The sequence below is a fragment of the Thermochromatium tepidum ATCC 43061 genome, assembly GCF_009664085.1.
Lineage (GTDB): Bacteria > Pseudomonadota > Gammaproteobacteria > Chromatiales > Chromatiaceae > Thermochromatium > Thermochromatium tepidum.
In genome coordinates this window covers 953,079-978,984 of record NZ_CP039268.1, presented here as the reverse complement: position 1 = coordinate 978,984, position 25,906 = coordinate 953,079, and the positions used below count along the sequence as shown (strand labels likewise).

Sequence of the window (25,906 nt, the reverse complement as noted above, 5' to 3'; positions counted from 1 at the left end):
GTATCGATCGTGAGAGAATGGATGATCGCGTTGAGAAACGCTGTGCACCTTGATTTCAGTCTAGACACGCTCATGCCTCCGATGACAGACAGCACCACACGACGTCTCGCGCTCCAACACAACCGGCGTTTGGCGGTCGCGCCCATGCTCGACTGGACCGACCGGCACTGTCGCTACCTCCTGCGTCTGATCAGCCGCCATACCCTGCTCTATACCGAAATGATCGCCACCGGCGCCCTGATCCACGGCGATCCTGAGCGATTTCTCCGCTATGACCCGAGCGAGCATCCGGTCGCCCTCCAGCTCGGTGGGTCAGACCCTAGGGATCTGGCCGACTGTGCCCGGATGGCCGAGGACTGGGGCTATGACGAGATCAACCTCAACGTCGGCTGCCCGTCGGACCGCGTGCAGAATGGACGCTTCGGTGCCTGTCTCATGGCCGAGCCGGAACTGGTGGCCGAGTGCGTGGCGGCGATGCGCGCAGTGGTCCGGGTGCCGGTGACGGTCAAGCATCGGATTGGGATCGATGATCGCGATAGCTATGCCGAGCTGGTGGAGTTCGTCGGTCATCTAAGCCGCGCTGGGTGTGATGCCATCATCGTCCATGCGCGCAAGGCTTGGCTTAAGGGATTGAATCCAAATGAGAATCGCGACATCCCCCCCTTGAATTACGAGGTCGTGCGTGCCCTCAAGCGCGACTTCCCGAGTCTTCCGATCGTCATCAATGGCGGCATCACGACCCTGGATGCCGCCCTCGCCTTCCTGAACGCATTCGATGGCGTCATGATCGGGCGCGCGGCCTACCACAATCCTTGGCTCCTAGCCGAGGCCGATCGGCGCGTCTTTGGCGACGCGCATCCGCTGCCGTCGCGCCTGGAGGTGTTGGAGTCCTTCATCCACTATGCCGAGCGCGAGCTGGCCGCCGGCGTGCCGTTGAGCGCCATGAGCCGCCATCTACTCGGGCTCTTTCATGGTCAACCCGGCGCGCGCGCCTGGCGGCGGCGGATCAGCGAACAGCTCCATCGTCCAGGTGTTGGGGTCGAGATACTCGGGTTCGGCGACGGCGCGCATCCATGAGCTGGATCGCATTGGCGCTGATCTGCGCCTTCGCCCTCGCGAGCGCCGACGCGGCGACCAAGGCCTGGTTGCAGGATCTCACGGCGAGTGAGCTCTTGGTGGTGCGCTTCTGTATACCAGCTCTGCTGATGACCCCCCTGTTGTCGGGGATGCCGCCGATCACCGAGCTACCCTGGGCCTTCTGGGGTTGGATGGGCGTCATGCTGCCGCTGGAGATGGCCGCCATGTGGCTTTATGCTACAGCGATCCGCGACCACCCGCTCTCGCTCACCCTGCCCTATCTGGCCTTCACCCCGGTATTCGTGATCGGCGTGGCCTGGCTGCTGCTCGGCGAGCAGATCTCGGCACGCGGGGTTCTGGGGATTCTGTTGGTCGTCGCCGGCGCCTGGTTGCTCAACAGCGACCATGCCCATTGGCGCCACTGGCGCGGCTGGATCGCCCCCTTCGTTGCCATCTTCGATGCGCCTGGGGCAAGGATGATGCTTGGAGTCGCCACCCTCTATGCGCTCACCGCGACCCTGGGCAAGGGTGCGATGCGCTATCTGCCGCCCGAATCCTTCGGCGCCTTCTATTTCGCTCTGCTCGGGATCACGGTCGCCGTGTTCGTAGTACTTCCGCGTCCGAGTCGGCTGCGTGGGCTCGCTCGGCATCCCTGGGCCGTGCTTCTGGTCGGCGGTGGGCTCGGGGTCATGGTCTTCACCCATTTCCTGGCGATCCAGCAGGTCGAGGTCGCCTATATGATCGCCGTCAAGCGCACCAGCCTGCTGTTTGGCATCCTCTATGGCGCGCTGTGCTTTCGCGAGCCCGGTCTGAGCCGGCGCCTGCCGGCTGGGGTTCTGATGCTCGCAGGGGTGGTTCTGATCGTCATCTGAGCGCCCCGGGGTCATCCCCCCTCGATCTGGCGCTGAACCTCGCGCGCCCAGGCGAAGGCCTCGAGCAAATACCGGATGAGACTCTCGGAGCTCACCCCTTCTTGGGACACCCAGTGACCGCGATCACCCTCCTCAAACCGCTTGGCCCAGGACAGCACCTGGCCGAGCAGACCCTCGTGCCCGAGGATGGCCCGCTTGAGTCGCTCCGCGAGCGGTAGATACTGGAGCGCTTCCTCGAGTGGGATGAGTAGGATCTCGTCGAGATTGGCGAAGAGCCCCACGGTGAAGAGGGCGTCTCGCTCGGACTGGAAGTGATGCTCGCCGACCAGCTGACAGAATCGAGCATAGGTCAGGGCGCGGGTGAGGCTATAGGGATTGACCGCCTCGAGCTCACCCAGCCCGAGCAGGGTTGCCCATTGACGGATGGTACGTAGACCGACGAGCGCGATGGCCTGCTTGAGGGTCTGGACCGGGCGTCCCTGGCAGATCGCGGCATTCCCGATGAAACGCAGCAAGCGATAGCTCAGTGCGACATCCTGGCTGACGATCTGCTCGATCTCGTGCAGATCGATGTCATCGTCTTGCAGGCGCGCCAGTAGACGCAATGAATGAAGCCGGTTGGCCGGTGGACGTCTGCCGGTGATGATCTCGGGATGGGCCAGGTAATAGCCCTGAAAGAGCTCGAAGCCTAGATCGAGACAGTCTTGAAACTGTTGCCGAGTCTCGATCTTCTCGGCGAGCAGACGCGGGCGATGACCAGGCGGGAGCGTGGCGAGCTTGGCGTTGATCGCGGCGCGATCGGCGCCGAGCACATCGAACTTGATGATCCCTGCGATCTCGACCAAGGGCCTCCACTCGGGGGTATAGACGAAGTCATCCAGGGCCAGGGTAAAGCCCTGCTCGACCAGACGCCGGGCCGATTCGACCAGACGAGGGGTGATGCGCACCGTCTCCAGGATCTCCAGCACCACCCGCTCCGGTGGCAGGGTCTCGATGAGATCGCTCGTCAGCAGGCCCTCGGTCAGATTCAAAAACAGCAGCTTGTCGTATCCAAGGCGCTCGACACCGATGTCAGAAAAGGCGTTGAGGATCACCTGCGAGGTCGCAGTCTCTGGATCGATCGGATCGTTCTCGAATCCACCGAGTAGACTACGAAACAGGAGCTCATAGGCGACGATCCGCTGATCCCGGTCGAAAATCGGTTGTAGGCCGAGAAAGATATCCGACATCGTTCCCTCGCCGACCACGGCTTGAATATATTGGGGGGTGGAGGTCTATTGTGACACCTCGCGTGCGCGTGCGCCAACGACTTCGAGGGAGACATGCGCCGATTGTGCCGGTAACTCCCCTGGATCGCAGCACCCAGACCCAGTCTGGACCCTGCTAGGGCGCCAGGCTGGATTCGTCCGGCAGTGAGCCGACATGAGCGTCCTGAGCCGAATTCGGCTCGGCGGCGAGCAGTGCATGCAAACGGTCGAGGATCTCGGAGAAAGCGTTATCGCGACTGGTATCGATGACGAGCGCACGGCTGTGTTCCTGCTCACTCAACGGCTGACGGCTCGCATACTGATGCTCCAGCACCGAGAGATCGGCCTCGGAGACGTCTCTACCCCGCGCGAGGCGTCTCACCACCCGTTCGCGCAGGACCTCCAGCGGGGCCTCCAGGGCCAGGATCGCAAATCCGGCCCGATGCCGGCGGGCCAAGGCGGCAAAGTGTTCGCGCCGGTGGCGGGCAAGGAAGGTGGCATCGACCAGCACATCATAGCCGCTGGCCAGGATCCCATCGGCCAGACGATGCAGACGATCGTAAGTCCATTCGGTCGCACGCGGGAAATAGATGCCCTGATCGATGCTGCTGGCGGTGCGCGCCAGCTCACCCAGTCCAAACAGACGCTTGCGCTCCACGTCCGAACGCAGATGGATCAGCGGCAACGCCTCGCGCAGACGGTAGGAGAGCCGACTCTTGCCCGACCCCGGTAGCCCGCAGGCGATGAGCAGATGGCAACGGCGCCTCTGGGTATAGGACAGGGCCAGTTCCAGATAGCGCGCGAAGTCGTCACGAATGGCGGCGGCCTCTTCAGGCCGCAGGTCATCCTGCCGCGACCGGATCATGAGCACCTTGGCCCGCACCAGGGCGCGATAGACCTTGTAGAAATCGAGCATGGCGAGGGCGCCATAGTCGCCGCTAAGCTCCAGATAGCGGTTAAGGAAACGCCGGGCGGCGCCATATGCGCCCTCCTGCTCCAGGTCCATGATGAGAAAGGCGATCTCACTGGCGGTATCGATCCAGCGCAGACTGGGGTTGAACTCGATGGCGTCAAAGATCAGGATCCGATCCTCAACCAGGGCGATGTTGCCGCGATGCATGTCGCCATGACACTCGCGCACGAAGCCCTCGACCCGGCGCCGCTCGATCACGGGTTTCAGCGTCTCGAAGCGGGCGCGAATCCAGGTCTCCAGCACATCCAGACGCGCCAGTACCTCGGGATCTTCGAGCCGGACGCGGATCTGGGTCAGATTCTCCAACATGGGGGCAAGCACCCGCACCGGCGTACCAAAACCAGTGTCCGGCGCTGCCGGGGGAAGACTGGCATGGAAGTCGGCGATATGCTCGGCCAGGCGGGTCATGAGCTCGGGCGTCACCGGCTGGCGGTCGAGCAGGGCCGACTGGGGAAAGCGGCGCATCCGCACGCCATATTCCAAGACAGGCCCAGTGCCGGCGATGCGCGGCGCCTCGAGCGTGCCATTGACCGTGACCACATCCAGATAGAGCTCCGGCGCCAGACGGCGGTTGAGCCGCAGCTCTTCCTCGCAATAGAAGCGGCGCCGCTCCAGGGTCGAGAAATCCAAAAAGCCGAGATCGAGCGGCTTCTTGAACTTGTAGGCATAGTCCCCGGCCAGCAGCACATGCGAGATATGGGTCTCGATATGCTCGACGCCATCGACTGCGTGCGGATAGGCCCGAGAGTGCCTCAGTGCATCGATCAAAACCGACAGATCGTCTTGACTCATCGCCCTACCCCTAGAACCACCCCGCGTTGAGATGCGCACAGGGGTTGGTGTCCGCGCACGATGCTATGTCGTGGCTGGAATCCGGGCTCGGTTGAACAAGGCCGCCTCGACTCAGTAAGATCCGATCGCCATCCATCCCACTTACATAGTGTAGAGAATTCAATGTCGATCGAACGCATCGTTTTGGCCGTCGCCGGCGGTTTCATCCTCATCTCCTTGCTCCTGGCCCATTTCGTCAGCCCCTACTGGCTGTGGTTCACCGCCTTCGTCGGCGCCAATCTATTCCAGTCGGCCTTCACCGGTTTCTGTCCGCTGGCCCTGATCCTCAAAAGGCTCGGCAAGCAGAGCGGGCCGGCATTCTGAACCTTAAGGTCGATCAGTCATCCGGATCGACCGGCTGGGCCCAGAGGTCGTGTTCGCTGGCTTCGGTGACCACGACCTCGATGAAGTCGCCCGGATCGATCTCCCAGGCGCCCTCGATGATGACCTCGCCGTCGATCTCGGGGGCGTCGCCATAACTGCGGGCAATGAGTGCGTCCTCTTCCACCGTGTCGACCAGCACAGTGAGCCGCTGACCGATGCGCGCAGCCAGTTTCTCGCGGCTGATCTCGGCCTGGACCGCCATGAGGCGCTCCAGCCGTTCCTGCTTGACGGCCTCGGGCACCGGATTCGGCAGCTCGTTGGCCGCTGCGCCCGCGACGGGTGAATAGGGAAAACAACCGACCCGGTCGAGCCGCGCCGCGCGCAGGAAGTCCAACAACTGCTCGAAGTCGTCCTGGGTCTCGCCCGGAAAGCCGACGATGAAGGTGCTGCGCAGCACCAGCTCGGGACATTCGGCACGCCAGCGCGCCAGACGGTCCAGCATCTTCTCGGTGGCCGCCGGACGGCGCATCGCACGCAATACCGACTCACTGCCATGCTGGAGCGGCAGGTCCAGATAGGGCAGGATCACCCCCTCGGCCATCAGCGGGATGAGCGTATCGACGTGCGGATAGGGATAGACATAGTGCAACCGGATCCAGGCCGGCAGCTCGCCCAGGGCCCGCGCCAGATCGGTGATATGGGTGCGCAGTGGACGCCCGCCCCAGAACCCGGGCCGATGGCCCAGGTCCAGCCCGTAGGCGCCGGTGTCCTGCGCGACCACGAGTAGTTCGCGGACCCCGGATTCGACCAGACGCCCGGCCTCCTCCAGGACCTCACCGATCGGGCGGCTGACCAAGGGTCCGCGCAGACTGGGGATGATGCAAAAGCGACAGCCATGGTTGCAGCCCTCTGAGATCTTCAGATAGGCATAGTGTCTCGGCGTCAGACGCACGCCCGGGGGCGGGATGAGACTGGTGAAGGGGGCGTGTGGGGCGGGCAGATGTGCGTGCACAGCGGCCATCACCTCTTCCAACGCCTGGGGGCCGGTGATGGCGAGCACCTCGGGATGACGCGCGCGCACCAGCTCCGCACGTGCCCCGAGACAGCCGGTGACGATCACCCGCCCGTTCTCATCGAGCGCCTCGGCGATGGCCTCCAGTGACTCATCGATCGCCGCGTCGATGAAGCCACAGGTGTTGACGATGACCAGATCGGCCTCGGCATGGGTCGGCTGAAGGAGATAACCCTCGGCGCGCAGCCGGGTGAGGATGCGCTCGGAGTCGACCGTGGCCTTGGGGCAGCCGAGACTGACGAAACCAATACGCGGGAGCGTTCCGTGGCGATGAGCGGGCATGCCGCCGGGATTGGATGAAGTCTTCAGTAAACAACCCTCGACTGAAGTCGAAGGCTTTATTGTAAGACGCAGCAAACATGGTTGACCACATCCCCAACATTGGGCGTGTTTACAGCCGCCCTTGGCAGCGGGGCGCCGCTACCAATCCGGGCCAGGTTTCGACTGGCGTTGCAGTCGGCGTGCGCCCGGAGACCACACTTGTCGCACACGAAACGATGCTTGACGCGCCGACCCAACGCCCCGCAGCAAGAACACGTCTGGCTGGTGTAGGCCGGATTGACGTATTCGACCGCGATTCCGGCAGCCTTACCCTTGTATTCAACAAAGGTCTGAAGTTGCCGGAAAGCCCAGCGATGCAGTCTCGCTCTCACGCGCTTGCCAGCCCGGATGCGGTCGCGAATATGGCACAAGTCTTCCATCACGATCTTGGAAGCACCAATGCGCCGCGCTTCGGCAACGATCGCTTTGCTCGTTTCGTGGTTGATGTGCGTCACACGTCGCCGCTCTTTGCCAGAGACCTGCCGCAGCTTCTGTTTGGCGCTTTGGCTGCCGTTGGACTGCAAACGACGACGAAGGGCAAGGTAGCAGTTGCGCTTGTGGCGCAGTTGCCCGCCGCCCCATACCTTGCCCGTGCTGGTGGCAGCGAGATTGTTTTCTCCGACATCCACGCCCATGACGGAGCCAGATGCAATGGGGTCCGCATCGTCGGACTCGACGACGAGGTTGAAATACCAGCGACCCTTGCGACAAACCAACTCGGCTTCTTTGGCCTTGCCCGAGGCCATGATGCGACGCTGATGCTCGCCCAGCACCATCGGGACGGTGATGCGGCCAGAAAGGGTGTAGAGACTCAGGCACTCCCCTTTAATGGAGTACGTTCGCTTGTCGAAATGGACACTGGCGCGGTCGAAGTGCACTACAGGTGCGGGCTCGTCCTTCTTGATGCGACCGAGTTCCTTTTGCGCCTTGTAGGACTTACAGACCGAGAAGATGGCGTTGCAGACCATTTGCGAGCCCAGCGGTGTTTCCTCGCGCAGCCGGGCATAGGCCAACTGGTGCAGCGCCACGCGGTTCCAGCAGCGATGTTCGATCACCGTCGGCACCAAGCGGTTGCAGGCATCGGCATAAGCCGATTGCAGAGCCCCCAAGGCCGCCACTTGGTCCGGGCGAACATTCAGGCGAATCGAGGCGGTGCGCAGCATGGGTTATCGCCGCTTGGTGACGTGTTCGGATCGTTCGATGTAGCGCCGGATCGTCTCGGCGCTGACGTTACCTGCCGTGCCGACATAGTAGGAGGGCGACCACAGATGCCCGTCCAAAAGGCGGTTCTTGAGCCACGGAAACCGCTGAAACAGCTTGCGCGCCGTTGTCCCTTTCAGGATTTTTACGGCATCAGCCACAGCAAGGGCTGGCGGGATGCTGACAAACAGGTGGACGTGATCGGGCTGAATCTCTTTGGAGATCACCGGCCAGCCGCGCTCCGCGCAAATCGCATCCAGCATCGCCCCCATTTCCTCTGCCACCAGTCCCGTCAGTACATCTCGCCGATACTTCGGACACCAGATCACATGGTATGCCGTTTGATAGACGCAGTTCCTGTTGGTTACTATGTCAACCATGCGGTGCATTATACACCACATGGCGCGCTTCGTGCACCCGCCATTCCTCCCGCGACTCAAGTCGCGGGTTTCCTTGCGGAGGGTCTATGAACGGAAGGAACCATTGAACCGGGCGCGCACTTGGGTGAGGATAGCGCGGCGCTCAAAGGGTACCCGAAAGTATCGATCATCGCCCCGACCTGTCCACAGGCGAGCCGAGGCGCCATCCACTCACAAACGAGCAGACAGAGAGACGGATGAAAAGCTGTAAACTCTGCAAGTACAGTCAGATCTGCAACGACCTGCCGGGCATCTGCATTCTACTCCCTTATGTGGCCATCGCCGTGGTCACGGTCGCGCTGGCGTATCTGTTCGTCACCCAGGAGCTCATCTAAAAGTCCTGTCGGACAAGCCTGGACCGGACGGTCAGCATCCGCTGAGAGCGATCCGGGGGGTCTCGTCGTCATAAGGTCACGATCCGCCTGTATCGTATTTCGATGCGATCCCAACCTGCCGAGAGGACGAGCATGACGCACCACACCACAGCCCCTGGCCCGCTCACACCCGAACAGCTCCACCGGATCGATGCCTACTGGCGCGCCTGTAACTATCTGGCCGTGGGCATGATCTATCTGCGCGACAACCCACTGCTGCGCGAGCCGCTCAGGCCCGAGCATATCAAGCAGCGACTTCTGGGTCATTGGGGCGCAAGTCCTGGGCTCTCCTTCATGTACGTCCACCTCAACCGGATCATCCGCGAGCGCGACCAGGACGCGATCTTTATCGCCGGCCCCGGTCATGGCGCACCGGGCGTGCTGGCGCCCGTCTATCTGGAAGGGACCTACTCCGAGATCTATCCCGACAAGGGCGAGGATATCGAGGGGATGCGCCGCTTCTTCAAGCAATTCTCCTTCCCTGGCGGCATCGGCTCGCACTGCACGCCCGAGACGCCCGGCTCGATCCACGAGGGCGGCGAGCTGGGCTATTCGATCTCGCATGCCTTCGGCGCGGCCTTCGACAATCCGGACCTCTTGGTCGCGGTGGCCGTGGGTGACGGTGAGGCCGAGACTGGGCCCTTGGCCACGGCCTGGCATTCGAGCAAGTTTCTGAATCCGATCCGCGACGGTGCGGTGTTGCCGATCCTCCATCTCAATGGTTACAAGATCAACAACCCAACCCTGCTCGCGCGCATCCCCGAGGAGGAGTTGGCGAGCCTGATGCGCGGTTATGGCTGGACGCCGCACTTCGTCGCGGGCGAGGACCCGCTGACCCTGCATCAGCAGATGGCGGCGACCCTGGACACCTGTCATGACCAGATCCGCGCCATCCAGCGCGCCGCGCGCGAAAGCGGCGAGGCCAGGCGCGCCCACTGGCCGATGATCGTGCTGCGCACACCCAAGGGCTGGACCGGGCCATCCGAGGTCGATGGTCACAAGGTCGAGGGTTTTTGGCGCGCGCATCAGGTACCGCTCGCCGGGATGCACGACAATCCGGCCCATCTCAAGCAACTCGAAGACTGGCTGAGGAGCTATAGACCGGAGGAGCTGTTCGACGCCCAGGGGCGGCTGATCCCCGAGCTCAAGGCACTCGCGCCCCAAGGGACCAAGCGCATGAGCGCCAATCCGCACGCCAACGGCGGGCTGATCCGCCGCGCGCTGCGGATGCCGGACTTTCGCGACTATGCCATCGAGGTCGCGAAGCCTGGCGCCACACTCCATCCGAACACCAGGCCCCTGGGTGCCTTGCTGCGCGATGTGATGGCGCGCAATCCCGACAATTTTCGCGTCTTTGGTCCGGACGAGAACACCTCCAACAAGCTCGATGCGATCTATGAGGTCTCAAAGAAGCTCTGGCTGTGCGACTACAGACCCGAGGATGCCGACGGCGGCGAGCTCGCGCCCGACGGGCGCGTGCTCGAGATGCTCTCCGAGCATACCCTGGAGGGCTGGTACGAGGGCTATGTGCTGACCGGGCGTCATGGCTTCTTTGCCACCTATGAGGCCTTCGTCCATGTCATCGACAGCATGTACAACCAGCATGCCAAGTGGCTGTCGATCTGCGAGGACATCCCCTGGCGGGCACCCATCTCCTCGCTCAATCTGCTCATCACCTCGACCGTGTGGCGTCAGGATCACAACGGCTTCACCCATCAGGACCCGGGCTTTCTCGATGTGGTCGTCAACAAGAGCCCCAGGGTCACGCGCATCTATCTGCCGCCGGACGTCAATACCCTACTCTCGACCGTGGACCACTGTCTCCAGAGCCGCAACGACATCAACGTCATCGTCGCCGACAAGCAGAACCATCTCCAGTATCTGGACATGGACGCGGCCATCAAGCACTGCATTAAGGGCATCGGGATCTGGGACTGGGCGAGCAATGATCAGGGCACGGAGCCGGACGTGGTGATGGTCGGCTGCGGCGACATCCCGACCAAGGAGGCGCTGGCGGCCACGGCGCTGCTACGCGAACACTTCCCCGACCTCAGGATCCGCTTCATCAATGTCGTAGATCTGTTCAAGCTCCAGCCGGCCGGTGAGCATCCGCATGGACTCTCGGACGCTGACTTCGACAGCCTCTTTACCAAGGACCGTCCGATCATCTTCAACTTCCACGGCTATCCCTGGCTGATTCATCGCCTTGCCTACCGTCGCACCAATCACAAGAACCTGCATGTGCGCGGCTACAAGGAGAAGGGCAGCATCAACACGCCGCTCGAGCTGGCGATCAACAACGAGATCGACCGCTTTAGCCTGGCGATCGATGTCATCAACCGCGTACCGCGGCTCCAAGTTGCCGGGGCGCATGTGAAGGAGGCGCTGCGCGATCGGCAGATCGAGTGTCGCAACTATGCCTATGAGCACGGGATCGATAAGCCCGAGGTGGATGACTGGGTATGGCCGTTTTGAGCTCGCTCTCAGCACTCTAGGTCGCGATAGAAGTTTTCGGGCGGGCTGACGGCAAGTCTCTCAATCGCGGCTGAAGCCGCTCCTACAAAATCAATGAGTTACGTGAGAAGGTTTTGCCACAGATGGAATAAATCAGCGTTTCCCTAAGCGTGGCGCTGGATCTTGACCGGATCGACGAGACGGCGCACGGATTGGATCGCCGGACGTCGCGTTGAAACGACGCCCGAGATCAGGGCGTCCGCGCCACGACCCAGGCATCGACCCGTGCGGCACCGGCGTCGATCAACACCCGACTCAGTTCGGACAGGGTGCCGCCGGTCGTCATCACGTCATCGACGATGGCCAGATGCCGTCCCCTGAGATCCCCTTTGGTTTTGAAGGCGCCCCGGATGTTGCGCCGTCGGGCGCGCGCTGTCAGTGTGGTCTGGGGCGAGGTATCGCGGACGCGGGCGACGAGATCTGGCTCGATCGGAATGGACAGAACGCGGCCTGTAACGCGCGCGATCTCTAGCGCCTGGTTGTAGCCGCGCGTGCGCTGGCGGCGCGGATAGAGCGGCACTGGGACCAGCGCCTCGGGCCAGTCGCCCGCCGATTCGCGTATATGCTTGGCCAGACACTGACCCAAAAGCCGCGCGGCATTGAGCCGACCATGGAACTTGGCGCCCGTGATCAGGAAAGGCAATGCACCTTCGTAGCGAAAGGCGGCCAGACAGACTGCAAACGGCGGCGGACGGCGCGCGCAATCGCCGCAGACCGTCCCATCCGGAAGCTCAGCCAGGAGGGGGGAGCCACATCTGGCGCAGGCAGGGCGGTTGTAGGGCAGATCCAGCGCACAGCCGGCACAAAGGTCGCGCCCTCGATCGCCGGGCGCACCGCAGAGCAAGCAGGTCGGCGGGAACAGGCTGTCGAGCAGACTGTGGCCGATCCCAAGACCGAGTCTCCACACAGCGCTGCCTCCCATCGGTCATGACACCGGCGGAACCGACGTCAGGGGTTGTAAACCCTGAGAAGCAAAATCAGTTGACAACTCAGTCAACCCACTTAGAGTAATGGATTTTTCCATCTCGGGACCCAGGTCTCCGAGCATCCCAGGTTCTGCCCGCCTATGTCACAGCCCCAGACCACCGCCTTAAAGCCCCAGCCCATACCCCGTCACGACTGGTCGCTCGACGAGATCGAGGCGATCCTCGATCAGCCGTTCAATGACCTGCTGTTTGCAGCCCAGAGCGTCCATCGCGCCTCCTTCGACCCCAATACCATCCAGGTCAGCACCCTGCTGAGCATCAAGACCGGCGCCTGTCCCGAGGATTGCGGGTATTGCGGTCAGAGCGCCCACCATGCCACCGCGGTCGTGCCCGAGCGTCTCTTGTCGCTCGACACCGTACTGGAAGCCGCACGCACCGCCAAGGCGCAGGGCGCGACCCGTTTCTGCATGGGTGCGGCCTGGCGCAATCCGACCGACAGGCAGCTCGATCAGGTGATCGCGATGATCGAGGGTGTCCACGCCCTTGGGCTGGAGACCTGCGTCACCCTCGGGATGCTGACCGCCGACCAGGCCCGCCGGCTCAAGGACGCTGGACTCGACTATTACAACCACAACCTCGACACCTCGCCTGAGTTCTATGGCCAGGTCATCAGCACCCGCACCTATCAGGACCGACTCGATACCCTGGAGCACATCCGCGCGGTCGGACTCAAGACCTGTAGCGGCGGCATCCTCGGCATGGGCGAGTCGCGCCGTGATCGCGCCTCCATGCTGCGCCAGCTCGCCAACCTGCCGGCGCATCCCGAGTCCGTCCCCATCAACCTGCTGGTCCAGGTCGAGGGCACGCCGCTGTTCGGTAGCGACGCACTCGATCCCTTCGAGTTCGTGCGCGTGGTGGCGACGGCGCGGATCCTCATGCCGCGCTCGCATGTGCGCCTCTCGGCCGGACGCCACACGATGAGCGATGAACTCCAGGCACTCTGTTTCCTGGCCGGGGCCAACTCGATCTTTTACGGCGAGCGGCTGCTGACGACCCCCAATGCCGAATCCGAGCGCGACCGACGGCTATTCAAGCGTCTGGGCCTGAGCCTCGAGCCGGTCGAGGCCGAACGCACCGAGCCGGGCGCCTGTCACAAGACCAGCGAACACAGGATCCAGCTCTGAGGGGCGCGACATGGAGCAAACGCCCAGCAGCCACCCATCGCCCGAGACCGAACTGCGCCTACGACTTGAGGCGCTCCAGGCCCAGTCGCTCTATCGCCGTCGCCGGCTGCGCGATGGGCCACAACAGCCTCGGATGGGCATCGATGGCCGACCCATGCTGAGCTTTTGCAGCAACGACTATCTGGGTCTGGCCAATCACCCCGAGGTGATCGCGGCCCTGTGCGACGGGGCAAGACGCTGGGGCGTAGGCAGCGGCGCGGCGCATCTGGTCAACGGTCACAGCCGCTCACATCAGGCCCTGGAAGAGTCCCTGGCCGAGTTCAGTGGACGCCCGCGGGCACTCCTGTTCTCGACCGGTTACATGGCCAATCTGGGCATCATCAGCGCCCTGGCCGGACGCAACGACTGGGTGTTCGAGGACCGGTTCAATCACGCCTCGCTGCTCGACGGCGCCTTGTTGTCACGCGCCCGACTGTGTCGCTATCCGCATGCCGATACCCAGGCCCTGCAACGCCTGATCGCCAGCACACCCGCACGGCTCATCGTCACCGATGGCGTCTTCAGCATGGACGGGGATCTCGCCCCCCTGCCCGAGCTGGCCGCGATCGCGCGCGCCTCCGGGGCCTGGCTGATGGTCGATGACGCCCATGGCCTGGGCGTATTGGGACCCGAAGGGCGCGGCACCCTGGAGCACTTCGGGCTGGGCCCTAAGGAGGTGCCGATCCTGATGGGCACGCTCGGCAAGGCGTTCGGCACCTTCGGCGCCTTCGTCGCCGGCCCCGAGGAACTGATCGAGACCCTGATCCAGTCTGCACGCAGTTATCTCTACACCACGGCCACACCGCCGGCACTGGCCGAGGCCACGCTCGCGAGCCTCGCCATCGCCCGGCGCGAGCATTGGCGCCGCGAACGGCTTGCCGAGTGGATCGAGCGCTTTCGCACCGGGGCGGCCCGCCTCGGACTGAACCTGATGGACTCGCCGACCCCCATCCAGCCGCTCCTAGCCGGCAGTGCCGAACAGGCCCTGGCCTGGAGCGCCGCGCTTGAGTCCGAGGGCCTCCTGGTCACCGCCATCCGCCCCCCGACGGTCCCCGCAGGGACGGCGCGGTTGCGGATCACGCTCTCAGCCACGCACAGCGCCGAGGACATCGACCGACTCCTTGCAGCCCTGGCCAGATTGCCGCTAGCCGAGCCAACGCCCAGCCGCCCGTGATGAGGCCGCCGCGTGGTTCGGGGTGCCCGTCGGCAGGGGATGCCGCCGCCTCGAGGCGGTCATCAAGCCTCCAGAGATGGATTGACGGCGTCCCCCCGAGGACGGTGCCACGAACCACCCACGACCGCCCCAAGCAACCAGACCGAAACCACACCCGATGTCACAACAATCCGTTCTCAAGCCCCCTCCAACCCCCAAAACCACCGCCGACCTGGTCCTGCTCCACGGCTGGGGCATGAACTCAGCCGTTTGGAACGGCGTCCCCGAGCCGACCTGGAACGGCCTGACCCAACACCGCCTCGACCTGCCCGGACATGGTGACAGCCCCTTCCCCACCGGACGCGACTCACTCTGGGGCTGGGCCGAGGCCTGCCTGGACTCAGCCCCCGAGTGCGCCGTCTGGGTCGGCTGGTCGCTGGGCGGACTCATCGCCCTGGCCGCCGCCTTGCTTGCACCCAAGCGCGTCGCCGGACTGATCCTCCTGACCGCCACCCCACGCTTCACCCAGGCGAACGACTGGACGCCTGCCATGCCCGAGGCGACCCTGGTACGGTTCCACGATGGCCTGCTCGCCGACCCGAGCGGCACCCTGAACCGCTTCCTGACCCTACAAATGCGCGGCAGCGACCGCGTGCACGCGACCCTGCGCGCCCTCAAGCAGGAACTGGCCGCACGCCCTGAACCCAAGCCCGCTGCACTCGCCCTGGGCCTAGATCTGCTGCGCGAGGAAGACCTGCGCCCCCAGCTCCCCGACATCCGCTGCCCGACGCTCTGGCTGTTTGGCCAGAACGACACCCTGGTCCCGGCACGGGTCGCCGAGCGCATCGAGCGGCTGATGTCGGCGGCACAGACCGAGACCATCGCCGGCGCCGCCCATGCGCCTCACCTCTCGCACCCCCAGGAAACGGGTCAAACCATCCGCACCTTTCTAAACGCCCTTTGAACATCGCGACGTCAGCCCCCAAGATCGCCACCATGCACCCAATCGACAAGACCCGCGCCCGGCTCAGCTTCGAACGCGCCGCCGCCGACTACGACCGCGTCGCCGTGCTCCAACGCGAGATCGCCGACCGGTTGCTCGGACGGCTCGACTATATTCGACTCGCGCCCCAACGGATTCTCGACCTCGGCACCGGCACTGGCTATGCCATCGACCCACTCACCCGCCGCTATCCCAGGGCGCGCGTGCTGGCGCTGGACTTCGCCCAGGGGATGCTGCTCCAGGCACGCCGGCGCGGACGCTGGTGGCGTCGCCCGCTGTGCGTCTGCGCCGATGCCGAGTCGCTGCCGTTGGCCGATGGTGTGGTAGATCTGATCATCTCCAATGCCATGTTCCAGTGGTGCAACGACCTAGAGCGCACCTTCGGCGAATGCCGGCGGGTGCTGCGTCCAGGCGGACTGCTGCTCTTTACCACCTTTGGACCGGATACCCTCAAGGAGCTGCGCGCGGCCTGGGGCCAGGTCGACCGACATAGCCATGTTAGCCCCTTCCTGGACATGCACGACATCGGCGATGCCCTGGTGCGCGCCCGCTTCGCCGATCCGGTGATGGACGCCGATCGCCTGACCCTGACCTATGACAACGTCCAGGGTCTGATGCGGGATCTCAAGGCGCTCGGCGCGCGCAACGCCACGGCGGCGCGTCCGCGTGGATTGACCGGACGCGCACGCCTGGCCGCGCTCGCCGCCGCCTATGAGTGCTTCAGACGCGAGGGACGCCTGCCGGCCAGCTATGAGGTGCTCTATGGACATGCCTGGGCCCCTGAAGCCTCGGCTTCCAGACAGGTCAGCGGTGAGGTCGCCATCCCGGTCTCAGCGATCGGCGGACGCCGCCGGGCGGTCGCACCATGAGCGGATACTTCATCACGGGAACAGATACCGGCTGCGGCAAGACCGAGATCACCCTCGGGCTCATGGCCGCCCTGCAGATACGCGGACAGCGGGTACTGGGCATGAAACCGGTCGCAAGCGGCTGTGACCCGAGTCCCGATGGACTGCGCCATGCCGATGCCGAGCGTCTCCAGGCCCAGGGCACGTTCGCGGTCCCCTATGCCTTGGTCAATCCCTATGCCTTCCTGCCGCCGATCGCGCCACATCTGGCCGCCGAGCAGGCCGCGATCTCGATCGAACTCGAGCGCATCCGCGCGGCGCACGCCGAGCTGAGTCGGCAGGCCGACTGGGTGCTGGTCGAGGGCATCGGCGGCTGGCGCGTTCCACTGGGGCCCGAGTGCTTCGTCGGCGATATCCCGCGCACGCTTGGGCTGCCGGTGATCCTGGTGGTCGGGCTCAGGCTCGGCTGTCTCAATCATGCCCTGCTGACGGCTGAGTCGATCCAGGGAAGCGGTCTGGAACTGGCCGGCTGGATCGCCAATCAGGTGGATCCAGACCTGCTGGCCCCCGAGGCCAACCTGAAGACGCTCCAGACGCTGATCCAGGCCCCCTGTCTCGGCGCCGTCCCCTGGATGGACGCACCGGATGCGCGAGCCATCGCCGCCTGTCTCCAGGTGGGTCGCTGAAGGCCGCCAGGACGCTCGGCGTTTGCAGCCGGTCATCCTGAATACGGTTCGAGTTCGGGATTGCGGTATGCTGTCTGGCGCCTGTCAACACAGCCCCTGACTTCATCAGATGACTGCCCATCGCCCTCACTGGCTCGTACTCATCGCCGTGCTCTGGCTCGGTCTTGCACACGCGGCCCTGGCCGAGGACCCGGTCGTCCAGGTGCGCGCGCTCCCGCAGGCCAGTCTGCTGGTCAAGGAGCGCGGACGTGACCGGATCGCCTATCAGGCCGAGGTCGCGCGTATCCCGGCCTCGACCCTGAAGCTCCTGACCGCCTATGCGGCGCTCGAGAGCTGGGGACGCGATCATCGCTTCCACACCGACCTCTTCCAGGACGCCTCCGGCTGGCTCTGGGTCAAGGGGTACGCCGATCCCTATCTGGTCTCCGAAGAACTCGATCGCCTGGTCACGGCGATCAAACGGCAGGGTGTGCACCGGGTCGCTGGAATCGGTCTCGACGACAGTCTTTTCGATCCGGACCTCGAGATCGCTGGGCGCTCGACCTCGAGCAACCCCTATGACGCCCCGGTCACGGCCCTGGCGGCGAACTTCAACACCCTCAATCTGATCCGCGAGGGCGAACACATCCACAGCGCCGAGCCGCAGACGCCCCTGACCGCCACCGGCGAACGTCTCGGTCGCCTCGGACCCCAGGGTCAGCAGCGCATCAATCTGCGCGAACGCGCGCTCGCCCTGCGCTATTTCGGCGAACTGCTGGCCGCCAAGCTTAGGACCGCCGGCATCGAGGTCGGGGACAGACAGCAACTTGCCACTACACCGGGGACTGCCAAACGCCTCTTGCGCTACCAAAACAGCCGTACCCTGGCCGAGATGGTTGCGCCCATGCTCAAGTACTCCAATAACTTCATCGCCAACGCACTCTTCCTGCGTCTGGCCGCACCGGATGGACAGGGCCAGATCCGTCCGGGACAGGCGCAGCGCGCCCTGACCGACTTTGCCCGGCGGCGGTTCGGCTGGACCGGATTTACCATCGACGACGGCGCCGGTCTATCGCGCGCCAATCGCTTGAGCGCGCGCCAGCTCGTCGAGCTGCTCGAGGCCTTCGCGCCCTATCGCGACCTGATGCCCCAGCAGGACGACGACCCCAATGTCCGCGCCAAGACCGGCACCCTGAGCGGCATCAGCAGCTATGCCGGTTATGTCCGGCGCGGTGGCGTTTGGGAGCCATTTGCCCTACTCATCGAACAACCCGTGGCTTATGACCTCAGACGCCAGGTCGCCAGCCAGCTGGCGCGCTGAGCCGGATTGACGCATGTCGGTCACTCGATTCCATCCCGGCGTCGGTATCGCTCGCGGCTCCAGAGGCGCGCTTCACTGGGGCGCACTGCTGCTGGCTGGCGCGCTACTCACGGCCTGCGTGATCGGCCCCTCGCCGACGGGCACGGATTCGGCACGCTTGGATCCGAACGGCCTGATCAAGGGTGGCGCGATCCCCGGGGCTTCGGGCTATCCCAGCCTCGCGCCCTTGTTGCGCCAGGTGACACCCGCCGTCGTCAACATCACGGTCGACTCACGCATCCCGCGCGAGGAGCACCCCTTTCTCAACGACCCTGATTTCCGCCACTTCCTCGACCGCATGGGATTGCCCATCCCCGAGATCCCCCCTATCGAGCGTCGCCACAGTCAGGGGTCGGGCTTTATCGTCGACTCCGCGCGTGGCTATGTGATGACCAACGAGCATCTGCTCAAGGGCGCCACGCGCATCCAGGTCACACTCAAGGATCAGCGCAGCTTCGAGGCCCGAAGGCTCGGTGCCGACAGCGGTTCGGATCTGGCCATCCTTCAGATCCCGCCGGTCGCCATCCGTCCGCTGCCGCTCGGGGATTCGGACCGGCTGGAAGTCGGGGATTTCGTGGTCGCCATCGGCAACCCCTTTGGTCTTGGCCAGACGGCCACACTAGGGATCGTCAGTGCGCTGGGGCGCAGCGGTGTCGGCGGCAGCCGACTCGGCAAGCTGATCCAGACCGATGCCTCGATCAATCCGGGCAACTCGGGCGGTCCGCTCGTCAATCTGGCCGGCGAGGTCGTCGGCATCAACACCGCCCTGATCGGACCCACCGGGGGCAATGTCGGTATCGGCTTTGCCGTGCCCAGCAATCGCGCCCGCGCGGCACTGCGCGCCTTGACCGGTCAAGGTGAACCACGACCCTAGTCACTCGGCGACCTGGTTTGCACTCCACCATGGACTACTCTAGAGTTTGGGCTACTGCGGTTGACAAAGGGTTCATCTTGCATCGACAGGGTGTTACAGCAACGAGAAGCGTTCGATGGACAAGACAGAGACAACCCAGCCAGATTCATTGCGCCGGACCGCCGATACAGACGGCGCCACCCGTCCGGCTCAAGCGTCGGGCAGTGCCGAGCGATCCACGAATGCCGGGGAGGTGCTCCAGCGCTATCTCAAGGCCCAGGCCACCCAAATCTCCCGGATCATAGCCAGCCTCAACCAGTACCGTCAGGACCTCCAGAAGCTCGAGCTCTCGCTGATCGCGCGCATCGGCGATGTCGATGACGACCGGCGTCGCGCCGACACACGTCTGTTGCGCACGCTCCAGACCCAGCGCGACGAACTCGACAATCGACTGAAGCGTCATGGCTCACTCATGGCGATGCTGTTGTTGCTGTTCAGTTTGCTGGTGGCCGGGACGCTGATCTTCTTTCTCCTCAAGCTCAATGCCACCCAGCAGGCCTTCGAGACGCAGCTGACCGATCTGAAGAAAACCCTGGAACGAATTGACGCCTCGTCTCCTAACGAACCCGAGCCGCAGACACGCCTCCAACTCGATCGACTGTCCGCCGCCCTGGCCGAGATCTCTAAGTCCATCGAGCGATTGGACGAGGCGCCTCCGCTGGATCTGGACTTGCGTCTCCAGCCTGCCCCAAACCACGAACCTGAACCACCCAGCATCTCGCTGACCGAGCGAGAGACCGAGCGCACCCCGTCACCACAATCCGCAACCGAATTGGAACCGACCACAGACACGCGTGCGCCCGAGGGGACCGCGTCGGGCTCCGAGGCGCGAGACACCCCGACGGACGGTGCCGATTCATCCCCAAAACCAGAAATGGAGTCGAGTGCGTCTACCCCAGTTCACCCCGTTGCGGATTCTGAATCGTCCCGTGCGTCAGAGACCACGAACGCGGCAGGCCAGGCCGAGGCGGTCAGGGTCAAACCGAGCGCTTCGCTCGTGACCCGTCCGGTCCAGGTCGGAGATCGACCCTTTACGGTGCAGCTCATCGGCTTTCACAGCCTCGAAGCACTCGAACGCTTCGCCGCAGATCATGTGCTGCCAACGATCTATTACTATCGTCGGGAGACCTATCAAGGGCGCCCCTGGTTCGTCCTGATCCACAGTCTGCACGAGACCCGGGAGGCGGCCGAGGCCATCACCACCAGGCTACCGCCCGAACTGGCCAATCTGAACATCTGGATTCGCAAACTCAGGCCCGAAACAGAACTGACCGAGGTTCGGAGATCCGGAAACTGATCACGCACCTTGATGATTGATGAACGATGATCGCGCAGACCCGCTCTCAGATTCGAAGACAGGTCCGCGGCTATATTCATGAGCCGTTATCATCGAGGCCCATCGCAGCAGGGATTTCATCCATGGCCAAGCAGTCTCAAAAGACCAGCGTTCATTTCAGTAGCGACCTGGAAGCCATCCTCGATCGTGTCTATGGCAATAAATCCGATTCGACGTTGGATCGTGCCAAGACATCTATCCCGCCGCCGTTTGCGCGCAAGAATCCTGGCTCGCAGGAACTCAAGGAGGCACTCGCCGAGCTGCGCACCCGACGCGAGCGCGCCCAGGGCAGCCTGCGCATGCAAGAGGAGATCAACTATCTGCGCGAGCAGATCAGCGCGCTCCGTAAACTCGGTGATCAGATCGATCAGTTGCGCCAGCAGATCGCCGTCAAGGAGACCCAGGGACAGCCCTCGACGCTGTCTGAGGCGGGATGACGAAACCGGCTTGACAGTCTGAAGTGTGATGAATCAGTATCCGCTCATACTCAGTCGATAGCCTTCGAGCGATCTCCCCCGATGCGAGACCTCAGTCCGTTCCGCCATTTCACCTGGCTCGGCCTTTTCATCGCCCTGGCCGCCCAGGCCCATTTCCAGGAGCTCATCCCCTCTACGGATGTGGTGACAGATCCGTCTTCAAGCGAGATCACCCTGGATCTGACCTTCACCCACCCGATGGAGCGCGGTCCAGCCATGGCCATGGGCCGCCCAGTCCAGTTTGGCGTCCTGACACCCTCCGGGCGCGAGGATCTGCTCGCAAACCTGACAGCGCGCACCCAGGATGGCCAACCGGCCTATAGCGCCCGCTATCGGATCCAGCAACCCGGCGACCATGTCTTTTTCGTCGAACCGGCCCCCTATTGGGAGCCGGCCGAGGGCGTCATGATCGTGCATTACACCAAGGTCGTGGTCGATGGTTTTGGCGGTGGTGGGGGCTGGGACGCCGAGGTCGGCCTTCCGGTCGAGATCACACCCCTGACCCGGCCCTATGGTCTCTGGACCGGCAATCTGTTTCGCGGCATCGTCAAGCGCAATGGCCAACCCGTGCCCTTCGCCGAGGTCGAGGTCGAGTGGCGCAACGACGGCTCGCTGACCCCGCCGGCCGATGCCTTCGTCACCCAGGTCCTCAAGACCGATGCCCAGGGTGTCTTCGCCTATGCCATGCCGCGTGCGGGCTGGTGGGGTTTCGCGGCGCTGCCGGAAAGCGAGCGGACGCTCCAGAATCCGGAGGGCCAGGAGGTGCCGGTTGAGACCGGCGCGCTCATCTGGGTCCATACCCGTGACATGAAATAGCGCGGAGCGAGGCATGGCCCATATCCCCGAGGGTGTGCTCACGCCCCAGGTCCTGATCGGCGGTGGGGTGATGACAGCCAGCCTCTTGACCCTGGCCTTACGCCGGATCGACTATGACCGTCTGCCCCATGCCGCCGTGCTCTCGGCGGCGTTCTTCGTCTCATCGCTCATCAGCGTCCCGCTGGGACCGACCAGTGTCCATCTACTGCTCAATGGACTCATGGGCCTACTGCTCGGCTGGACAGCGGTGCCGGCGATCCTGGTCGCGCTCGCCCTCCAGGCGGCCTTTTTCGGGTTCGGCGGCCCTCTGGTGCTGGGCGTCAATACCCTGAACATGGCCCTCCCGGCGCTCATGTGCGCCTGGCTGCTGGCCCCGGCGCTGGGGCACGCGCCTCCGGCGCGTCGGGTCTGGATCGGCTTCGGGGCCGGTCTCCTGGGGGTGATGCTGACAGGGATGCTGGTGGCCGCGACCCTGGCCTTGAGCGGCGAGCCCTTCCGCCCTGCGGCCAAGATCCTGGCGCTGACCTATCCACCCCTGGCCCTGGTCGAGGGACTAATCACGGCTACCATCGTCGGTTTTTTGCAGCGGGTCGCCCCCGAGATACTGTCGCCGGGAGCGAACCTGCATGACTAAGACCCCTTCGATCTGGTTGCTGCTGCTGGCGCTGCTGAGCCAGCCTGCACTGGCCCACAAACTCAAGCTCTTTGCCCAAACCGAGGGCGATTGGATCCGCGGTCGCGTCTATTTCGTCGGCGGGGCCGGGGCGAGCGGTGCCAGAGTCGAGGTCCAGGACAGCGCAGGCCACGTGCTCGCCGAACTGACCCCGATGGAAGACGGGGGCTTCGCCTATCGTACGCTCGCGCCGATCGAGCATCGGCTCGTCGCCGAGACTGGCGATGGGCATCGCGCTCAGTGGGTCATCGCGGCTGAGACACTGCAAGGCGCGTCTTCGTCGCCCACCACACCGCCCCCCGCCGCTCCGAACCCCGACGCGGGGTCGTCACCGACTCGGACTCAGCCCCCGGCGGACATCACCGCATCCCGGGTCCCGCTCGATCACGACCCGGCGCTGATCGGCGCCATCGAGCAGGCACTCGCCCGTCAGACGCATCCGCTCGCCGAGCGCCTGAATGCACTCGAGGAGCGTGTCCGCTTCCAGGATGTCCTAGGCGGGATCGGCTACATCCTGGGCCTGACCGGACTGGCGCTTTGGTGGCGTTGTCGTCGTGCGGGCGAGCGTGCGTGACCGCCACGCCCATCCCCGATATCAAGGGTTCCGGCTGGATCGTCGCGCGCGATCCACGTCTGCGTGTCATCGCCGTACTCGCCTTCGCATTGATCACGGTCGGACTCGATCATGTCATCAGCACGAGCTCGGCCCTAGGGCTAGCACTCGGTCTGGCACTCGCCGCCGGACTGAAGGCTCGCGACCTGGTCCGGCGTCTGCTGGCCCTGGAAGGCTTCATGCTCATCGTGCTGCTGACCCTACCCTTCACCGTACCGGGCCAACCCTGGTTCGACCTTGGATCATTGAGCGCGAGCAGGGCTGGGCGCGACCTGGCCCTGATGATCCTGTTCAAGGCCAATGCCGTGGTGCTTGCCCTCATCACCCTGGTCGGCACGCTCGACCCCGTGGTGCTCGGTCAGGCGCTAGGACGGCTCGGTGTACCGGATAAGCTGACCCATTTGCTGCTGATGACGGCCCGCCAGATCCATCTCGTTCATGCCGAATTCGTCCGATTGCGTCAGGCCATGCGGGCGCGCGCCTTTGTGCCGCGTACCGACTGGCACACCTGGCGCGTCTATGGCTGGCTGATGGGGATGTTGCTGGTACGCAGTCTGGCGCGCGCCGAGCGGGTGATGGACGCCATGCGCTGTCGTGGCTTCCACGGGCGGCTATACCGGCTCGACACGCCGCGCTGGCGCACAGGGGACACGCTCGGCGCACTTGGTCTGGCCCTGCTGCTCGGTGCACTGGTCTGGCTGGATCAGAGCTGAGGCTTGCCAGATTGATGAGTCTTAGAGCCCTGCCCGACCCCATCGCCGCCATCAAGAGACCATGACGATGCCCCTGATCGAGCTGCAACGAGTCGGCTTCGACTATCACGACCGCCGTGTCCTGCACGAACTGGACTTCAGACTCGAACCAGGCGAGCGGGTCGCCCTGATCGGGGCCAATGGGGCCGGCAAGACGACCCTTTTGCACCTGCTGGTCGGACTCAAACGCCCTAGTTCGGGCCGAATCCTCGCCTTCGGGCGCGAACGCACGCATGAGCGCGACTTCCATGAGGTCCGGACGCGGGTCGGTCTGCTGTTCCAGGACTCGGACGATCAGCTCTTCTGCCCGACGGTGCTGGAGGATGTCGCCTTCGGTCCCTTGAATCTGGGGCGTTCGCCTGAACAGGCGCGCACCGATGCCCTGGAGACGCTCGATCATCTGGGACTCGCCGACTTCGCTGAGCGCATTACCTACCGGTTGTCGGCGGGCGAGAAGCGGCTGGTCGCGCTCGCGACCGTGCTGGCGATGCACCCCGAGGTCCTGCTGCTCGACGAACCGACCACTGGCCTGGACGAGGCAACCGCCGAGCGGCTGATCGCCCATCTAGAGGGGCTAAAACAGGCGATGATCCTGGTCTCGCACGACTGGGCGTTCCTGGCGCGGCTGGCGACCCGGGCGGTCCGGCTCGTCGCGGGTCGGCTTGTGGAGGCCATCCTGCACAGCCATACCCATGCCCATCGACACGATCATCTGCATCCGCACTCAGCGGACGAACTGATCGGACCGCACACCGACCTGGAATACCAACATCCACATTGAGCATTCCTTGGGTTCAAAGGTGGCGCTGGTCTCAGCGATCCCAAACCGGCGCACCGTGACGAGCCATCCTACCAATAACGCTGGCTCTTAGATCCATGTCGGGGAGATCGGAAGGCTGAAGATGGAACTGGACTGGCTCAAAAAAGTCCGGACGATGAGTAGCGAGACGCGAATGGGCTGGATCGACCGGGAAGCGGAACTGGCGCTGGCGCGGCAATGCGAATTGTCCGGGGTGGCGCGGGCCACCTTCTACGGGCGGAAGGTTCTAAGCGAGGAATCCGAGGGGAAGCTGTTGCTGTGCCGGCTGATCGACGAGGAATACACGCGGCGGCCGTTTTACGCCAGTCGGCGGATGGTTGTGTATTTGGCGCGGCAAGGCCACGCGGTTAATCGCAAGCGGGTACAGCGGCTGATGCGCCTGGCGGGGATGGCACTGGGACCGACGACGAGCGTCAAGCCCCCGGACCACTGCGTCCATCCCGACCTGCTGCGGGGCGTCGAGGTTACGCGGCCCAACCAAGTCTGGAGCACGGATATGACCTATTTCAGGATGCCCGTGACAGACACCCAACGTCGAAGCTCATGGGCACGCCGCTTGCGGCGCGTCCCGCTGGAGCGCAGTGTTAGGCATGATGGTTGATTGGATAGTGGCAATATCGGGAATTGCTTTTGCCTGCCAACGTACTATGCGGATGCCTGCCGATCTAAGGGCTTTATCTTTTTTCGCGTCTGCCGCCTGACGATCCTCTTTTTGGTGTGTCGCGTCATCAAGCTCGATGACGGAGACAATGCTTGAGTCTTTGTTGCACACCACGAAGTCAGCACTCATCCGGTTGATGCGATTGAACCATGCCTGATAGTTATTGCCTTTCTTGACTCCGAGCAAGCGGGACAGCTGTACTTGGGAAAGGACGATATGCTCAGGCAATGCCTGAACGAGGCGAAAGTAAAGTACCTGCTCTGGCTGGGAAAGCGGTTTCTTGGCGTAGAAAGGCCAAACCTCCTCAGTGTCACCGCCTCGGGATTTGGCTTTGAGTGCTGCCAGAACTGCGACAACAACAATGACAACGACTAACAGCAAAATAATTGTGCTCATTTCTCTTGCTTTCCCTTGTGGGTGAATGCCTAACGTCGAAGCTCAGGG

26 protein-coding genes and 1 pseudogene are annotated in these 25,906 nt (G+C 63.9%); 20 read left to right on the top strand and 7 right to left on the bottom strand.

The genetic code is table 11. The features are described 5' to 3' along the window. The first annotated feature begins 72 nt into the window (after positions 1-72). On the top strand, positions 73-1,077 hold the full coding sequence (gene dusA, locus E6P07_RS04575; RefSeq protein ID WP_211363163.1) for a tRNA dihydrouridine(20/20a) synthase DusA: 1,005 nt from the start codon (positions 73-75) through the stop codon (positions 1,075-1,077). Continuing rightward, entirely contained in the window at positions 1,074-1,949 is an 876-nt protein-coding gene (locus tag E6P07_RS04570) for a DMT family transporter (RefSeq protein ID WP_153974527.1), read from the top strand. The genes dusA and E6P07_RS04570 overlap by 4 nt, the downstream gene beginning before the upstream one ends. Positions 1,950-1,960: 11 nt before the next feature. On the opposite strand, the gene E6P07_RS04565 is transcribed toward E6P07_RS04570, so the two are convergent. Continuing rightward, positions 1,961-3,178, bottom strand: a complete 1,218-nt coding sequence (locus E6P07_RS04565) for an EAL and HDOD domain-containing protein (protein WP_153974526.1) — start codon at positions 3,176-3,178, stop codon at positions 1,961-1,963. A 154-nt stretch (positions 3,179-3,332) separates the two neighbouring features. Beyond that, the gene (locus E6P07_RS04560; protein WP_153974525.1) at positions 3,333-4,961 is read right to left on the bottom strand and encodes a bifunctional aminoglycoside phosphotransferase/ATP-binding protein; all 1,629 of its coding nucleotides are present in this window, start codon (positions 4,959-4,961) and stop codon (positions 3,333-3,335) included. 162 nt (positions 4,962-5,123) lie between these two features. Between E6P07_RS04560 and E6P07_RS04555 the strand changes: the two genes are divergently transcribed. Next, positions 5,124-5,324, top strand: coding sequence for a YgaP family membrane protein (locus tag E6P07_RS04555; protein ID WP_153974524.1), 201 nt, complete (start codon positions 5,124-5,126; stop codon positions 5,322-5,324). Between the two features lie 13 nt (positions 5,325-5,337). On the opposite strand, the gene rimO is transcribed toward E6P07_RS04555, so the two are convergent. The 3 genes from rimO to tnpA are packed head-to-tail and all read right to left on the bottom strand — an operon-like array spanning position 5,338 to position 8,306. Beyond that, positions 5,338-6,678, bottom strand: coding sequence for a 30S ribosomal protein S12 methylthiotransferase RimO (gene rimO, locus E6P07_RS04550; protein WP_153974523.1), 1,341 nt, complete (start codon positions 6,676-6,678; stop codon positions 5,338-5,340). A 56-nt stretch (positions 6,679-6,734) separates the two neighbouring features. After that, positions 6,735-7,880, bottom strand: coding sequence for an RNA-guided endonuclease InsQ/TnpB family protein (locus E6P07_RS04545; RefSeq protein WP_153974522.1), 1,146 nt, complete (start codon positions 7,878-7,880; stop codon positions 6,735-6,737). 3 nt (positions 7,881-7,883) lie between these two features. Continuing rightward, the gene (gene tnpA / locus E6P07_RS04540) at positions 7,884-8,306 is read right to left on the bottom strand and encodes an IS200/IS605 family transposase (protein ID WP_170286786.1); all 423 of its coding nucleotides are present in this window, start codon (positions 8,304-8,306) and stop codon (positions 7,884-7,886) included. A gap of 227 nt (positions 8,307-8,533) precedes the next feature. Between tnpA and E6P07_RS13615 the strand changes: the two genes are divergently transcribed. Together E6P07_RS13615 and E6P07_RS04535 are read left to right on the top strand one after the other, a co-directional pair. Continuing rightward, positions 8,534-8,671: a hypothetical protein gene (locus E6P07_RS13615; protein WP_170286785.1), complete on the top strand. Its 138-nt coding sequence runs from the start codon at positions 8,534-8,536 to the stop codon at positions 8,669-8,671. A gap of 132 nt (positions 8,672-8,803) precedes the next feature. After that, positions 8,804-11,185 carry a phosphoketolase family protein gene (locus E6P07_RS04535; protein ID WP_153974520.1) on the top strand — a complete coding sequence of 794 codons (2,382 nt, stop codon included), beginning with the start codon at positions 8,804-8,806 and terminating at the stop codon, positions 11,183-11,185. A gap of 229 nt (positions 11,186-11,414) precedes the next feature. On the opposite strand, the gene E6P07_RS04530 is transcribed toward E6P07_RS04535, so the two are convergent. After that, positions 11,415-12,131: a ComF family protein gene (locus E6P07_RS04530; RefSeq protein ID WP_153974519.1), complete on the bottom strand. Its 717-nt coding sequence runs from the start codon at positions 12,129-12,131 to the stop codon at positions 11,415-11,417. Between the two features lie 159 nt (positions 12,132-12,290). On the opposite strand from E6P07_RS04530, the gene bioB reads away from it, so the two are divergent. From bioB to E6P07_RS04455, 15 genes and pseudogenes are all read left to right on the top strand, one after another. Next, positions 12,291-13,334: a biotin synthase BioB gene (gene bioB, locus E6P07_RS04525; protein ID WP_153974518.1), complete on the top strand. Its 1,044-nt coding sequence runs from the start codon at positions 12,291-12,293 to the stop codon at positions 13,332-13,334. Between the two features lie 10 nt (positions 13,335-13,344). After that, a complete protein-coding gene (bioF, locus tag E6P07_RS04520) occupies positions 13,345-14,547 on the top strand; it encodes an 8-amino-7-oxononanoate synthase (protein WP_153974517.1) in 1,203 nt (400 codons plus the stop codon). Positions 14,548-14,704: 157 nt separating this feature from the next. After that, on the top strand, positions 14,705-15,490 hold the full coding sequence (gene bioH / locus E6P07_RS04515) for a pimeloyl-ACP methyl ester esterase BioH (protein ID WP_153974516.1): 786 nt from the start codon (positions 14,705-14,707) through the stop codon (positions 15,488-15,490). A gap of 32 nt (positions 15,491-15,522) precedes the next feature. Then, positions 15,523-16,398, top strand: a complete 876-nt coding sequence (gene bioC / locus E6P07_RS04510; protein ID WP_153974515.1) for a malonyl-ACP O-methyltransferase BioC — start codon at positions 15,523-15,525, stop codon at positions 16,396-16,398. Beyond that, a complete protein-coding gene (gene bioD / locus E6P07_RS04505; protein ID WP_153974514.1) occupies positions 16,395-17,063 on the top strand; it encodes a dethiobiotin synthase in 669 nt (222 codons plus the stop codon). The genes bioC and bioD overlap by 4 nt, the downstream gene beginning before the upstream one ends. Before the next feature lie 109 nt (positions 17,064-17,172). Beyond that, positions 17,173-18,363 carry a D-alanyl-D-alanine carboxypeptidase/D-alanyl-D-alanine-endopeptidase gene (locus E6P07_RS04500; protein WP_153974513.1) on the top strand — a complete coding sequence of 397 codons (1,191 nt, stop codon included), beginning with the start codon at positions 17,173-17,175 and terminating at the stop codon, positions 18,361-18,363. Positions 18,364-18,376: 13 nt separating this feature from the next. Beyond that, entirely contained in the window at positions 18,377-19,276 is a 900-nt protein-coding gene (locus tag E6P07_RS04495; protein WP_246172925.1) for a trypsin-like peptidase domain-containing protein, read from the top strand. A gap of 115 nt (positions 19,277-19,391) precedes the next feature. After that, entirely contained in the window at positions 19,392-20,612 is a 1,221-nt protein-coding gene (locus E6P07_RS04490) for an SPOR domain-containing protein (RefSeq protein WP_153974512.1), read from the top strand. 122 nt (positions 20,613-20,734) lie between these two features. Next, entirely contained in the window at positions 20,735-21,088 is a 354-nt protein-coding gene (locus E6P07_RS04485) for a hypothetical protein (protein ID WP_153974511.1), read from the top strand. 81 nt (positions 21,089-21,169) lie between these two features. Beyond that, positions 21,170-21,943 (top strand): DUF4198 domain-containing protein, encoded by a 774-nt coding sequence (locus tag E6P07_RS04480; RefSeq protein WP_153974510.1) that lies wholly within the window; start codon positions 21,170-21,172, stop codon positions 21,941-21,943. A gap of 13 nt (positions 21,944-21,956) precedes the next feature. Beyond that, on the top strand, positions 21,957-22,577 hold the full coding sequence (cbiM, locus tag E6P07_RS04475; RefSeq protein ID WP_153974509.1) for a cobalt transporter CbiM: 621 nt from the start codon (positions 21,957-21,959) through the stop codon (positions 22,575-22,577). Continuing rightward, positions 22,570-23,190, top strand: coding sequence for a carboxypeptidase-like regulatory domain-containing protein (locus E6P07_RS04470; protein ID WP_153974508.1), 621 nt, complete (start codon positions 22,570-22,572; stop codon positions 23,188-23,190). Before cbiM ends, E6P07_RS04470 begins: the two co-directional genes overlap by 8 nt. After that, complete coding sequence (gene cbiQ, locus E6P07_RS04465; protein ID WP_153974507.1) at positions 23,187-23,942, top strand: cobalt ECF transporter T component CbiQ; 756 nt, start codon at positions 23,187-23,189, stop codon at positions 23,940-23,942. The genes E6P07_RS04470 and cbiQ overlap by 4 nt, the downstream gene beginning before the upstream one ends. A 67-nt stretch (positions 23,943-24,009) precedes the next feature. Then, entirely contained in the window at positions 24,010-24,762 is a 753-nt protein-coding gene (locus E6P07_RS04460) for an energy-coupling factor ABC transporter ATP-binding protein (protein ID WP_425505146.1), read from the top strand. Between the two features lie 100 nt (positions 24,763-24,862). Beyond that, positions 24,863-25,315 (top strand): annotated as a pseudogene (locus E6P07_RS04455) (IS3 family transposase); the annotation flags it as partial. 27 nt (positions 25,316-25,342) lie between these two features. On the opposite strand, the gene E6P07_RS04450 reads toward E6P07_RS04455, so the two are convergent. Then, the gene (locus E6P07_RS04450) at positions 25,343-25,858 is read right to left on the bottom strand and encodes a DUF2726 domain-containing protein (protein WP_153974504.1); all 516 of its coding nucleotides are present in this window, start codon (positions 25,856-25,858) and stop codon (positions 25,343-25,345) included. Positions 25,859-25,906: the final 48 nt, after the last annotated feature.